The sequence below is a fragment of the Streptomyces sp. W16 genome (assembly GCF_033194735.1).
Taxonomy (GTDB): Bacteria; Actinomycetota; Actinomycetes; order Streptomycetales; family Streptomycetaceae; genus Streptomyces.
Genome location: NZ_JAWOAI010000294.1, coordinates 1 through 12423, shown reverse-complemented (window position 1 = coordinate 12423; position 12423 = coordinate 1). Strand labels below are relative to the sequence as shown.

At 70.4% G+C, this 12423-nt stretch carries 11 protein-coding genes and 1 pseudogene; 4 read left to right on the top strand and 8 right to left on the bottom strand.

The features are described 5' to 3' along the window. On the bottom strand, positions 1 to 1070 hold a 1070-nt coding region (locus R6V09_RS31955), incomplete at its 3' end, for an alpha/beta hydrolase family protein (protein WP_317884940.1). 276 nt (positions 1071 to 1346) lie between these two features. Between R6V09_RS31955 and R6V09_RS31950 the strand changes: the two genes are divergently transcribed. Next, positions 1347 to 2137 (top strand): IS5 family transposase gene (locus R6V09_RS31950; RefSeq protein ID WP_442810193.1). Its coding sequence is split into 2 segments (ribosomal slippage): positions 1347 to 1677 and positions 1677 to 2137, totalling 792 coding nucleotides; the frame shifts between segments, so codons are not numbered across the junction. A 6-nt stretch (positions 2138 to 2143) separates the two neighbouring features. Here R6V09_RS31950 and R6V09_RS31945 read toward each other — a convergent pair. From R6V09_RS31945 to iolC, 6 genes and pseudogenes are all read right to left on the bottom strand, one after another. Then, positions 2144 to 3556, bottom strand: coding sequence for an APC family permease (locus tag R6V09_RS31945; RefSeq protein ID WP_317884938.1), 1413 nt, complete (start codon positions 3554 to 3556; stop codon positions 2144 to 2146). A 198-nt stretch (positions 3557 to 3754) separates the two neighbouring features. Beyond that, positions 3755 to 5257 (bottom strand): CoA-acylating methylmalonate-semialdehyde dehydrogenase, encoded by a 1503-nt coding sequence (mmsA, locus tag R6V09_RS31940; RefSeq protein WP_317884937.1) that lies wholly within the window; start codon positions 5255 to 5257, stop codon positions 3755 to 3757. Positions 5258 to 5271: 14 nt separating this feature from the next. Next, positions 5272 to 7188, bottom strand: coding sequence for a 3D-(3,5/4)-trihydroxycyclohexane-1,2-dione acylhydrolase (decyclizing) (iolD, locus tag R6V09_RS31935; protein WP_317884936.1), 1917 nt, complete (start codon positions 7186 to 7188; stop codon positions 5272 to 5274). A 137-nt stretch (positions 7189 to 7325) separates the two neighbouring features. Further along, positions 7326 to 7523, bottom strand: a pseudogene (locus R6V09_RS31930) (5-deoxy-glucuronate isomerase); the annotation flags it as partial. A 22-nt stretch (positions 7524 to 7545) separates the two neighbouring features. Beyond that, on the bottom strand, positions 7546 to 8421 hold the full coding sequence (locus R6V09_RS31925) for a Cgl0159 family (beta/alpha)8-fold protein (RefSeq protein ID WP_317884942.1): 876 nt from the start codon (positions 8419 to 8421) through the stop codon (positions 7546 to 7548). Between the two features lie 137 nt (positions 8422 to 8558). Beyond that, entirely contained in the window at positions 8559 to 9509 is a 951-nt protein-coding gene (iolC, locus tag R6V09_RS31920) for a 5-dehydro-2-deoxygluconokinase (protein ID WP_317884935.1), read from the bottom strand. Positions 9510 to 9846: 337 nt separating this feature from the next. Between iolC and R6V09_RS31915 the strand changes: the two genes are divergently transcribed. From R6V09_RS31915 to R6V09_RS31905, 3 genes are all read left to right on the top strand, one after another. Then, positions 9847 to 10680 (top strand): AraC family transcriptional regulator, encoded by an 834-nt coding sequence (locus R6V09_RS31915; protein ID WP_317884941.1) that lies wholly within the window; start codon positions 9847 to 9849, stop codon positions 10678 to 10680. A 398-nt stretch (positions 10681 to 11078) separates the two neighbouring features. Next, entirely contained in the window at positions 11079 to 11279 is a 201-nt protein-coding gene (locus R6V09_RS31910; protein WP_019065707.1) for a helix-turn-helix transcriptional regulator, read from the top strand. A gap of 116 nt (positions 11280 to 11395) precedes the next feature. Beyond that, the gene (locus R6V09_RS31905; protein WP_317884934.1) at positions 11396 to 11959 is read left to right on the top strand and encodes a GNAT family N-acetyltransferase; all 564 of its coding nucleotides are present in this window, start codon (positions 11396 to 11398) and stop codon (positions 11957 to 11959) included. Here R6V09_RS31905 and R6V09_RS31900 read toward each other — a convergent pair. After that, a partial coding sequence (locus R6V09_RS31900; protein WP_317884933.1) for a zinc-binding dehydrogenase occupies positions 11940 to 12423 on the bottom strand: 484 nt, incomplete at its 5' end. The two genes, R6V09_RS31905 and R6V09_RS31900, sit on opposite strands and share 20 nt — an antisense overlap.

The following is a 12423-nucleotide window of genomic DNA, read 5'->3' as shown; positions in this document are numbered from 1 at the left end:
CCGATCTGGTCGCTCTCCAAGCCGGGGTAGGCGCTGCCGCTCGCGCCGCGCAGCTGGGCGGCGCCGTCCGTGGAGTCGACGCCTCCGGTGCGGGTGACGCGGAAGGCCGGGCCGGTGTCGGTGTTCTTGTCGTCCTTCAGGTACCGGTCGAACCACGAGGTCACGCGGGCCTGGACGCGGCTCGTCTCCATGTCGCCGCCGTCATGGCCGCCCGCGATCCAGTCGACGTCCACGGGGGCGCCGTTGGCGCGGATCGCCTTCGCGGCGGCGTCGGCCTGGCCGAGCGGGAAGAGGGAGTCGGTCTGGCCCTGGAGCAGGAGGGTCGGCACGTTGATGTGCGCGGCGACGGCGGACGGGGAGCGGGCTTCGAGGAGTTCGCGCGCTGCAGCGTCCGGCTTGCCCGACTCGGCGACCCGGTCGTACATCGCGCACAACTGGGGCTCGAAATTGGCGCAGCCGCCACCGGAGTTGATGAAGATGCTCGCCCAGAGCTTCTTGAACACGCCGTTCGGGAACAGCGCGTCGGCGAGGTTCCAGTACGTGATCGCCGGAGCGATGGCGTCCACGCGGTCGTCGTACCCGGCGGCGAGCAGGGAGATCGCTCCGCCGTAGGAACCGCCCGCCACGCCCACGCGCGGGTCGCCGGGCTTGTCGAGCTGGACGTCCGGCTGCTTCGCCAGCCAGTCGATCAGCTTGGAGACGTCCTTGACCTCGCCCTTCGGGTCGTTCAGGCCGATCTTGCCGGTCGACTTGCCGAAGCCGCGCGCGGACCAGGTGAGGACGGCGTACCCGTCTCTGGCCAGGCCCTCTGCCTGCTCCCGTACGTCGTCCTTGCTGCCGCCGAAGCCGTGTGCCAGGAGGACGGCGGGGCGGCGGCCGGCGGCACCGGTAGTGAAGTACGAGGTGTCGAGCTTCACCCCGTCCACGGCCATCACGCGGTCGGCGCGGTGTACCTCCGGCGGTTTGTCGGAGGCTACGGCCGTCCAGGTGCCGGCGGCGGCGAGCACGGCTACGGCGGCCGTGGCGGCGAGCCACTGCCGTGGGCGTCGTAGCGGTGGGCGAAGATCCATGTCGTCAACGGTACGGGGCGTCTCTGACAGTTGGGCCAGACCCTGGGGTGAACCGGGGGTGAGTGTGTACCGCGCTTGGTGTACGGGTTCCAGCTCGGGAGGCTTATGCCGTTGCCGGGTGCGGGTCCGTTGTGGCTGAGCGCGCAGTTCCCCGCGCCCCTGAGGAGGACTCGCCCCTTCGGGGCTTAGAGGTCCTAACAGAAGCCGCTGATCATGTGACTGTCAGTCTGGTTGCTCGTTGGTGTTGTCGTGGGAAAGAGGGAGTCGCGTCCGTGGATCGTCTCGGACGAACTGTGGTCGCTGATCGAGCCGTTGCTACCGGAGCCGGGGCCGAAGCTGGTGGAGGGCCGGCCGCGGATTCCGGACCGGCAGGCGTTGTGCGGGATCTTGTTCGTGCTGCATACCGGTATCCAGTGGGAGTACCTGCCGCAGGAGCTGGGCTTCGGTTCGGGGATGACGTGCTGGCGGCGGCTTGCCGCGTGGAACGAGGCCGGGGTCTGGGAGGCACTGCACCTGGTGCTGCTGAAGAAGCTGCGGGTGGCCAAGAAGCTGGACTGGTCGCGGGCGGTGATCGACTCCTCCCACGTGCGGGCTGCTCGGCGCGGCCCAAAAGCGGGCCCAGCCCGGTTGACCGCGCACGTCCGGGCAGCAAGCACCACGTCCTCACCGACGGACAGGGCATCCCGCTCGCGGTGTCGCTGACCGGCGGAAACCGCAACGACGTCACGCAGTTGCTTCCCCTGCTGGACAAGGTTCCGGCCGTGGCCGGCGCCGTCGGCCGCCCCAGACACCGGCCCGACGCACTCCTCGCCGACCGCGGCTACGACCACGACAAGTACCGCCGCCTGCTCTGGGCCCGCGGCATCCGCCCGGTCATCGCCGAACGAGGCCAACCACACGGCTCCGGCCTCGGCATCTTCCGATACGTCGTCGAGAGAACGATCGCCTGGCTGCACGGCTTCCGCCGCCTGCGCATCCGCTGGGAACGACGCGACGACATCCACGAAGCCTTCCTCGGCCTCGCCACCTGCCTCATCACCCACCGGCATGTACAGCGCCTTTGTTAGGACCTCTTAGTCCTCCTCAGGGAGGGAGATCAGCCAGCGAGTGTCCCTGCGGGGGCGGAGATAGAGCGCCCAGTACAGAGTTGCCGCCGTGACTATTCCGCCTGTCCACAGCAAGTAGGTCGTCTCCTGTTGCGTGAGGATGTAGGCCAGTACCGCTATCAGCAGGATCGGCATCGTGGGCCACAGTGGCATGCGCCACGCGTGTGTGTGGCGGTGGTTTCCTCGGCGGGACAGGAGGGCGGCGACTGCGACCAGCAGGTACATGCCGGTCACCGAGACGCCTGTCACGCCGTAGAGGGTGTCCAGGTTGACGAAGCAGAGGACCGCGCCGGGGATGCCCACGGCGAGGGTGGCGACCCAGGGGGAGCCGAAGCGGCCGAGCTTGGAGAAGACGGTGTTGACCGGGGCGGGCCAGGCCTTGTCGCGGGCGGAGGCGAAGAGGACGCGGGAGTTCTGGATGACCATGACGATGCCCGCGTTGATGATCGCGAGGGCCACGCAGAGGCTGACGAAGGTGCCGACCGCCGAGTTGGACCAGGCCGTCACCATGCTGCTGATGTCGCCGCCGGTGAGGGTCGAGAGGTCGGACGCGCCCATCGTGATGGCTACCACCGGGACCAGGATGATCACCGTGGAGATCGCGAGGGTGGCCAGGACCGTGCGGGCTACGTTTCGGCGCGGGTTCTCCAACTCCTCGGAGAGGTAGACCGCCGTTGAGAAGCCTTGCGTGACGAAGAGGGCGATCGCCAGGCCGGAGACCACCAGCATCGCCGTCACCGTGTCCGTGTGGCCGCCCGTGCCCGCGACCTGCATCGAGGTGAGGCTGCCGAGGCCCCGGTGGCTGTGGGTGAAGCCGAGCAGCGCCACGACTCCGGCCGCTATGACCTCCAGGACCAGGAAGATCCCCGTGATCCACGCGTTGGCTCGCAGGTCCAGCAGGCCCGCGAGCGTGGCCAGGAGCATCACGCCGGCGCCGGTCATCGACGGGTTCAGGTGGACGATCCGGGTCAGGTAGTCCGCCGTGCCCATCGCTATCACCGGCGGGACGATCATCACGACCAGGAGGGAGAGGACGAAGACCAGCCAGCCTGCCAGGCGGCCCGCCAGCGTCGACACCATGGCGTACTCGCCGCCCGCGCTGGGGATGAGGGTGCCCAGCTCCGAGTAGCAGAACGCGACGGCGATGCAGAGGACCGAGCCGATCGCGATCGTGAGGGCGGTCGCGGTGCCGAGTGAGCCGAACAGGTCGGGGACGACCACGAAGAGCGTGGAGGCCGGTGTCACGCAGGAGAGCGTGAGCAGGGTGCCGCCGACGATGCCGATGGAACGCTTCAGCTGCTGCGGATGCCGCGGACTCTGGGAACTGTCCGACGACGCCTCGGAAACGGCGGCCTCGGCAGTGGGGAGGGTGTCGGTCACGGGCCTGATGGAACATTGACGGAAACCGCCACGTCAATGGGTGTTCACCTACGGAATTCGTTGATCCAGTCCGCTCGGAGTTCCGTAATCGGCAGCTGAAGGCAGTGTCGGCCCCGGTTCGGGTTCCTACGGGAACCGCAGTGGTCGTAGCGAAAAAATGGGGCCGTCCGCGATACGGACGGCCCCATTCGGCGATTCTCAGTGGTTGCGCGGGAACCCGAGGTCGACGCCGGTCGGGGCGTCGGCCGGGTCGGGCCAGCGGGTGGTGACGACCTTGCCGCGGGTGTAGAAGTGCGTGCCGTCGTTGCCGTAGATGTGGTGGTCCCCGAAGAGGGAGTCCTTCCAGCCGCCGAAGGAGTGGTAGCCGACGGGGACCGGGATCGGGACGTTGACGCCGACCATGCCGGCCTCGATCTCCAGCTGGAAGCGGCGGGCGGCGCCGCCGTCCCGGGTGAAGATCGCGGTGCCGTTGCCGAAGGGGGAGCTGTTGATGAGGGCCACGCCCTCGTCGTACGTGTCGACGCGCAGGACGCAGAGGACCGGGCCGAAGATCTCGTCCGTGTAGGCCTTCGCGGTGGTCGGCACCTTGTCGAGGAGCGAGATGCCGATCCAGTGGCCGTCCTCGAAGCCCTCGACCGTGTAGCCGGTGCCGTCCAGGACGACCTCCGAGCCTTCGGCCGCCGCGCCGGTGACGTAGGACGCCACCTTGTCGCGGTGGACGGCGGTGATGAGCGGGCCCATCTCGGAGGTCGGGTCGTTGCCGGGGCCGATCTTGATCTTCTCGGCGCGCTCGCGGATCTTCTCGACCAGCTCGTCGCCGATCGAACCGACCGCCACCACGGCGGAGATGGCCATGCAGCGCTCGCCCGCCGAGCCGTAGGCGGCGGAGACGGCCGCGTCGGCCGCCGCGTCCAGGTCGGCGTCGGGCAGGACCAGCATGTGGTTCTTGGCGCCGCCCAGGGCCTGGACGCGCTTGCCGTTCGCGGAGGCGGTGGTGTGGATGTAGCGGGCGATGGGGGTCGAGCCGACGAAGGAGACCGCCTTGACGTCCGGGTGCTCAAGGAGGCGGTCCACGGCCACCTTGTCACCGTGCACGACGTTGAACACGCCGTCCGGGAGGCCCGCTTCGGCCAGCAGTTCGGCGATCTTCAGGGACGCCGACGGGTCCTTCTCGGACGGCTTGAGCACGAAGGTGTTGCCGGTCGCGATGGCGATCGGGAACATCCACATCGGCACCATGGCGGGGAAGTTGAACGGCGTGATGCCGGCCACGACGCCCAGCGGCTGGCGGATCGACGCCACGTCGACGCGGCTGGCGACCTCGGTCGACAGTTCGCCCTTGAGCTGCACGGTGATCCCGCACGCCAGGTCGACGATCTCCAGGCCGCGCGCGACCTCGCCCAGCGCGTCGCTGTGCACCTTGCCGTGCTCGGCGGTGATCAGCTCGGCGATGGCGTCCCGGTTGGCCTCCAGCAGCGCCCGGAACCTGAAGAGGATCGTGGTCCGCTTGGCGAGCGAGGACGTGCCCCAGGTCGCGTAGGCGTCCTTGGCGGCGGCGACGGCCGCGTCGACCTCCTCGACCGACGCGAACGCGACGTTCGTGGTGACCGCGCCGGTCGCCGGGTCGGTGACCGGCCCGAAGTTTCCCGACGCGCCTTCGACGGTCTTGCCGCCGATCCAGTGGTTGACGATCTTCGTCATGCCCAGTTGCTCCTTCACAGATGGCGGCGTCGGGTGGTGACGTGCCGTTCGTACAGCTCACGTGCCTTGACCGCGGACGATCGGGCCGCGGTCTCGGCCACAGGAACATCCCACCAGGCCTGCGCCGGAGGCGCGCCCGACACAGTGTCTGCGGTTTCGGTCTCCACGTAGACACAAGTGGGAGTGTCCGCGGCCCGCGCCTCGGCGAGCGCCGTACGCAGGTCACGGACGGTCTTCGCGCGCAGCACGCGCATGCCGAGGCTGGCCGCGTTGGCGGCGAGGTCGACGGGCAGCGGGGCGCCGGTGTAGGTGCCGTCGTCGGCCTGGTAGCGGTAGGCGGTGCCGAACCGCTCGCCGCCGACCGACTCGGACAGGCCGCCTATGGACGCGTACCCGTGGTTCTGTATCAGCAGCACCTTGATCGCGATGCCCTCTTGTACGGCGGTCACGATCTCCGTCGGCATCATCAGATAGGTGCCGTCGCCGACCAGCGCCCATACCGGCCGGCCCGGGGCGGCCAGCTTCACCCCGATCGCGGCCGGGATCTCGTAGCCCATGCAGGAGTAGCCGTACTCCAGGTGGTACTGGTCGAACGACCGTGTCCGCCACAGCTTGTGCAGATCGCCGGGGAGCGAACCCGCCGCGTTGACGATGATGTCCGACTCGTCGACGATCTCGTCCAGCGCGCCCAACACCTGTGGCTGCGTGGGGCGTACGTCGGGTTCCTCGGCCTCGTAGCAGGCGTCGACGCGCTGTTCCCAGCGCTCTTTGTCCTCGCGGTACTCGGCGATGTACGACGCGTCGACCCGGTGGCCGTGGCGGCCCAACTTCTTTGCCAGCGCCGCCAGTCCGCCGCGGGCGTCCGCGATCAGCGGCTGTCCGGCGAGCTTGTGGCCGTCGTACGGGGCGATGTTGAGGTTGAGGAACCGGACGCCCGGGCGTTCGAAGAGGGTGTGGGAGGCGGTGGTGAAGTCGGTGTAGCGGGTGCCGATACCGATCACCAGGTCGGCCAGGCGCGCGAGTTCGTCGGCGGTCGCGGTGCCGGTGTGGCCGATGCCGCCGACGTCCTGCGGGTGGTCGTGGTTGAGGGAGCCCTTGCCTGCCTGGGTGGAGGCGACCGGGATGCCGGTGGCCGAGGCGAGCTCGGCGAGGGCGGCCTCGGCCCGGCTGTGGTGGACTCCGCCGCCCGCGACGATCAGGGGGCGCCTCGCGGCCCGGATCGCCCTTACGGCCGCGGCGAGTTCGGCCGGGTCGGCGGCCGGTCGCCTTACGTACCAGGTGCGTTCGGCGAAGAACTCGTCCGGCCAGTCGTACGCCTCGGCCTGAACGTCCTGCGGGAGAGCGAGAGTCACGGCCCCGGTCTCGACGGGGTCGGTGAGGACGCGCATGGCGTTCAGGGCGGCGGGAACGAGCGCTTCCGGCCGGGTGATCCGGTCGAAGTACCTCGACACCGGGCGCAGGCAGTCGTTGACCGACACATCGCCCGCGTACGGGACTTCGAGCTGCTGGAGCACCGGGTCGGCGACCCGGGTGGCGAAGGTGTCGCCGGGGAGGAGCAGGACCGGGAGGTGGTTGATCGTGGCGAGCGCGGCGCCGGTGACGAGGTTCGTGGCACCGGGGCCGACGGAGGTCGTGACGGCGTGCGTGGACAGCCGGTTCGACTGCCGCGCGTAGCCGACCGCCGCGTGCACCATGGACTGTTCGTTACGGCCCTGGTGGTACGGCATGACCGGTGACGCGGGGGGTGTCTCCCCGCTGGGCACGGTGGCGTACTCGATGAGTGCCTGGCCGAGCCCGGCCACGTTGCCGTGGCCGAAGATGCCCCAGGTCGCACTGATCAACCGCCGCCGTACGCCGTCGCGTTCGGTGTACTGGGCGGACAGGAAGCGTACGAGCGCCTGTGCGACCGTGAGCCTCGTCGTTGAGGTCATCGGTGTTCCTCCGTGTGTTCCGGGTGCAAGCTGATCCGCCACTCCGGTACGGCTCCGCAACCCCGTCCGACTCGATGCCCGAGGCCGGGAACCTCAGTGCGCATGCTCCAACACGCAGGGTGGTCGGTCGTGTTGGAGACCTCCGGCGCGGGGCCGTAGCGAGCGGGGAGTCGTCGCTCGCACTTCGCTCCTGCCAGGGCGAAGCGGCCTCCCGCGCCGGAGGCGTTCTGTGTCTGGGCGAACATGCCGTCTCCGCCCAGGAGTTGGACCTTTTCGTCCGTAATTCGCACGGTACATCCACCGCTGAGCGGAAGCACGATCCGCTCCCCGTCACCGGCGGCCGTCATAAGCCGGCCCTCACAGCAGCCCTACGGCGGTGTCGACGGCGGCGGCCACATCTCCGTCCGGCGGATAGAGCAGCGAACGGCCGACCACCAGGCCCCGCACGGTGGGGAGTTGGAGGGCGCCGCGCCACTTCTCGTAGGCGCCGTCCTGGTCGTCGCCGACCTCGCCGCCGAGGAGGACCGCGGGCAGCGTCGAGGTCTCCATGACCTGGGCCATGTCGTCCGGGTTCTCGGTGACCGGGAGCTTGAGCCAGGTGTATGCCGAAGTGCCGCCCAGGCCCGAGGAGATGGCGATGGACTTGATGACGGCCTCGGCGGACAGGTCGTTCTTCAGCTTGCCCTCGTCGGTGCGGCGGCTGATGAACGGCTCGACGAACAGCGGGAGTCGGCGCGCGGCCATGTCGTCGATGGCGCGGGCGGTGGACTCCAGGGTGGTGAGGGAGCCCGGGTCGTCGTAGTCGATGCGCAGCAGCAGCTTGCCCGCGTCGAAGCGGAGCCGCTCGATGTCCTGGGCGCGGTGGCCGGTGAAGCGGTCGTCGAGTTCGAAACTGGCTCCCTGGAGGCCGCCGCGGTTCATCGAGCCCATGACGACCTTGCCGTCGAGGGCACCGAGGAGGAGCAGGTCGTCCAGGATGTCGGCGGTCGCGAGAACACCGTCGACGCCGGGCCGGGACAGCGCCAGGCAGAGGCGTTCGAGCAGTTCCGCGCGGTTGGCCATGGCGAACTTGTGGTCGCCGACACCGAGCGCGCCACGGGCCGGGTGGTCGGCGGCGACGATCATCAGGCGGCCGGCGTCATTGAGCAGCGGACGGCGGACGCGCCGGGCCGCAGCCTCGGCTATCGCCTCGGGATGCCGGGCGCGGACACGGACGAGTTCGGAGATGTCCACGCGGGGGCCGCCGCCGGCGGTGCCTCCCTCGTGGCCGGAGACGTCGTCCCCGGCGTCCTGGTCACCGTGCGCGTGCGTCACACCGTCCCCGCCTTCGTACTGGCCCTCGTGCTCGGCACCCGCCACGCGGCCGGCCCTCACAGCACCGCTCCGGCGGCGATCGCGCCCTCGACCTCGGGAGCCGTGGGCATCGCGGACGAGCACTCCAGGCGCGAGGCGACGATCGCCCCGGCCGCGTTGGCGTGCCGCATGATCTTCTCCAGGTCCCAGCCGGCCAGCAGGCCGTGGCAGAGCGAGCCGCCGAAGGCGTCACCGGCACCGAGTCCGTTGAGCACGGTCACCGGCAGCGGGGGCACCTCGGCCGACTCGCCGTCCCGGTTGACCGCGAGGACGCCCTTGGGGCCCTGCTTGACGACGGCGAGTTCGACCCCGGCGTCCAGCAGCGCGCGGGCGGCGGCGTGCGGCTCGCGTACGCCGGTGGCGACCTCCACCTCGTCGAGGTTTCCGACGGCGACGGTGATGTGGCGCAGGGCCTCCTCGTAGAAGGGGCGGGCCGCGCTCGGGTCCTTCCAGAACATGGGCCGCCAGTCGAGGTCGAAGACCGTCGTACCGGACTTGGCGCGATGCGCGAGGGCCGCGAGCGTGGCCGTACGGCTGGGCTCCTCGCTCAGGCCAGTGCCGGTGATCCAGAAGATCCGGGCCTCGTGGATCGCGTCCAGGTCGAGCTCGTGGGCGTCGATCTCCAGGTCCGGGGCCTTGGGCTGCCGGTAGAAGTACAGCGGGAAGTCGTCCGGCGGGAAGATCTCGCAGAAGGTGACCGAGGTCGGCAGGCCGGGGACCGGGGTGACCCAGCGGTCGTCGACGCCGAAGTCGCGCAGCGCCTCGTGCAGGTACGTGCCGAAGGGGTCGTCGCCGGTGCGCGAGACCAGGGCGACCTCGCGGCCCAGCCGGGCGGCGGCGACCGCGACGTTCGCCGCCGAGCCGCCGAGGAACTTCCCGAAGGTCGTCACCTGGGGCAGCGGCACGCCCGTCTGCAGCGGATAGAGGTCCACCCCTAGCCGCCCCATGGTGATCAGGTCGTACGCCATCGACTTCCCCTTTATTTCGGCTCTCCCCGGTTTCTAGTCCCGTGGCCCGAGCCCTGTCAATGTTTTGTCCGGACATTCGGACGAGACGGGGTGCGATCGGTTGTTTGTCGGGTGCGAGCTCGTTGTGGTTGCTCGCGCCCACGCGGCGGAGCCGCATATCGATACAGCCCCGCGCCCCTTACGGGGCGCTGTAGGGCCGTAGGACTATCAGTGGATGTCTGTTGCCTTGCGCATTCGTACCGGGCATGGGCCCGGTGGATCCTGGGAGACCGTGCTTGGGGTGCCGCATCCGCGGCTTCGGCCCGGGGTCATCAGTTATCGCGGGATACGGCTCGCCCTGTCCCGGCCCCGGGCTCGGCTGGAGGCGCCGATCGGGGCCGCGACCCTGCTCCTCGGGTTCGAAGGGGCCGTCCGGATCTCGCGGGTGGGGCGGGAATCGGCCACGCTCGGGTCCGTGTTCTGTGGGCCTACGACCACTGCCGCGCTCGGTGAGCACAGTGGGCGGCTCGCGGGGGTCGAGGTGCTGTTGACGCCGTGGGCCGCGTTCACGCTGTTCGGTACGGCTCAGCACGAGCTCGCCGACCGGGTGGTGGACCCCGACGAGCTCCCGCACGCCCTCGGCCCCCGCTGGAGCGGCATCGGTGAACTGGCCGCCGCGCTCGCCGCGTTGCCGACCTGGACCGCCCGGTTCGGGCTGCTGGACGAGGTGTTCACCCGCTGGTCGGCGGCCGGTACGCCGAGTTCGGCGCGGGTGGAGCGGGCCTGGTCGGAGCTGGTGCGGAACTGGGGCGCGGTGCCGGTGCCCCGGCTCGCCGACGAAGTGGGCTGGAGCGTACGGCAGTTGGAGAACCGCTTCCGGGAACAGATCGGACTCGGCCCCAAGGCGGCGGCACGGGTGCTGAGGTTGCAGCGCGCCCGGCGGCTCCTCGCGGCCGGCCGCAGCCAGGCGGAGACGGCGGCGGTCTGCGGTTTCTACGACCAGGCGCATCTGAGCGGCGAGTTCAGGGCGATGACGGGGTGCACTCCGGGCCAGTTCACGGTGGGCCGGGCGAGTCCGCCGGTGGCGCAGCCGGGGATGCCTGCCGGGGACCGGATGACGGGCGAGGCGACGAGTCTGCTGGTCGCTCCCGGTCGGGGTGCGGATTTCTCCAAGACCGGCCGGGCGCGTTGATGCACGCTGACCACCTGGCCGGTTGATCCCCGGGGACGCGCAGGCCTCCGGCCGACCGGCCGGCCCAGTGGGGGGATGCGGGGAAGCCGGTGGGCCGGGCCCGGCGCAGCGGGTCCGGCCCACCTTGCTGTGCCCTCTGCTCCTTTTCCCGGCGATAGTCAACGCGCCGCGCCCCTGCGCCCGCGTGCGCCTTTGCGTCACCTGTGTCACAAAAGCCCCCCTGATGTCACACATGTCGCGTGTACGCGGGTCTTGCGTCACACCCGGTCCACAGGCGCTTCCTCTTCCTCACTCTGTGTCGTTGACCGGGCACAGGCTTTGTGATCGCCAGCGCAGCGCACGGCTCCCCCGACGGCCGCCCCCGGCCGCCGCCGCGGCGCGCGCAGGGAGGTGCACTGATGACCGACCGACGGCTCTGGTCGTACAAGGAAATCGCGGCCCACATCCGGGTTCAGCCCGACACCGTCCGCTCCTACCGCAAACACGGCCTGCTGCCCCCGCCCGACCACGTGGAGAGCGGCAAGCCGTACTGGTACGCCGACACGGTCCGGGCCTGGGTGGCCTCCCGGCCGGGCAACCGGGGGCGCAGGGACGACTGACCCGAGCCGGCGCGGCGACGCGGTACCGGGTGTCCGGTGCCGTCGTCGCTTCGGCTGTGCCGGCCGGCAGAGCAATTCGCTTGCCCGCACGGCCGACCGCCGCTGAGGATCCCCGGATGAACCTCTCCGTCAAACCCGTCCTCACCGGCGAGAAGACCGTCCTCCGTCCGTTCACCGAGTCGGACGCCGACGGCATCTGGCAACTGATCCAGGACCCGGAGGTCGTCCGCTTCACCTTCGAGCCGTCGACCGAACTGACACCGGAGCGGCTGCGCTCCTGGTACGCGACCCGGGCCGACCAGTGCGACCGCCTCGACCTCGCCGTCACCGACCCCGCCACCGGTGAACTCCTCGGCGAGGTCGTCCTCCACGAGTGGGATCCCACCGCCCGCAGCTGCACCTTCCGCACCCTCATCGGCCCCCGGGGTCGCGGCCGGGGCATCGGCACGGAGGCGACCCGCCTGATCGTCGGCTACGCCTTCGAGCAACTGGGCCTGCATCGGATCCAGTTGGAGGTCTACGGCCACAACCACCGGGCCCGGCGGGTGTACGAGAAGGTCGGGTTCGTGGTCGAAGGTGTGCGGCGCGAGGCCCAGTTGCGGGACGGGGAGTGGGTCGACGACGTGCTCATGGCGATCCTCGACCACGAGTGGGCCGCCCTCACCGCCACGGCTCGATGACCGTCACCCCCGCTCCCGGTGCCGTGCCCATCGCCGCGAGGGCGGCCGGGGTCTCGTCCAGGGTGATCGTGGAGGTGGTCAGGAGGTCGGGGCGGAGCACTCCCGACCGGACCAGTTCCAGCATGGGCGGGTAGGTGTGGGCCGCCATGCCGTGGCTGCCGAGGAGTTCGAGTTCCAGGCCGATCGCGCGGGCCATCGGGACCGGGGTCGTACCGGAGGGAGAGGGGAGCAGGCCCACCTGGATGTGGCGGCCCCGGCGGCGCAGGCCGTTCACCGAGGCGGCGCAGGTCGCCGGTGAGCCCAGGGCGTCCAGGGAGAGGTGGGCGCCGCCGCCCGTCAGCTCACGGACCGCCGCCGCCGGGTCCGGGGTGCTCGCGCCGTCCACGCACTCCGCCGCCCCGAACTTCCTTGCCAGGTCCAGTGCTTGGGGCGAGATGTCGACGGCGACGACCCGGGCGCCCGAG

Bases quoted from the DNA above. Each gene is read 5' to 3' on its own strand.
- mmsA (WP_317884937.1), bottom strand. From the start codon at position 5,257: ATGACGAAGATCGTCAACCACTGGATCGGCGGCAAGACCGTCGAAGGC.
- R6V09_RS31910 (WP_019065707.1), top strand. From the start codon at position 11,079: ATGACCGACCGACGGCTCTGGTCGTACAAGGAAATCGCGGCCCACATC.
- iolD (WP_317884936.1), bottom strand. From the start codon at position 7,188: ATGACCTCAACGACGAGGCTCACGGTCGCACAGGCGCTCGTACGCTTC.
- R6V09_RS31905 (WP_317884934.1), top strand. From the start codon at position 11,396: ATGAACCTCTCCGTCAAACCCGTCCTCACCGGCGAGAAGACCGTCCTC.
- iolC (WP_317884935.1), bottom strand. From the start codon at position 9,509: ATGGCGTACGACCTGATCACCATGGGGCGGCTAGGGGTGGACCTCTAT.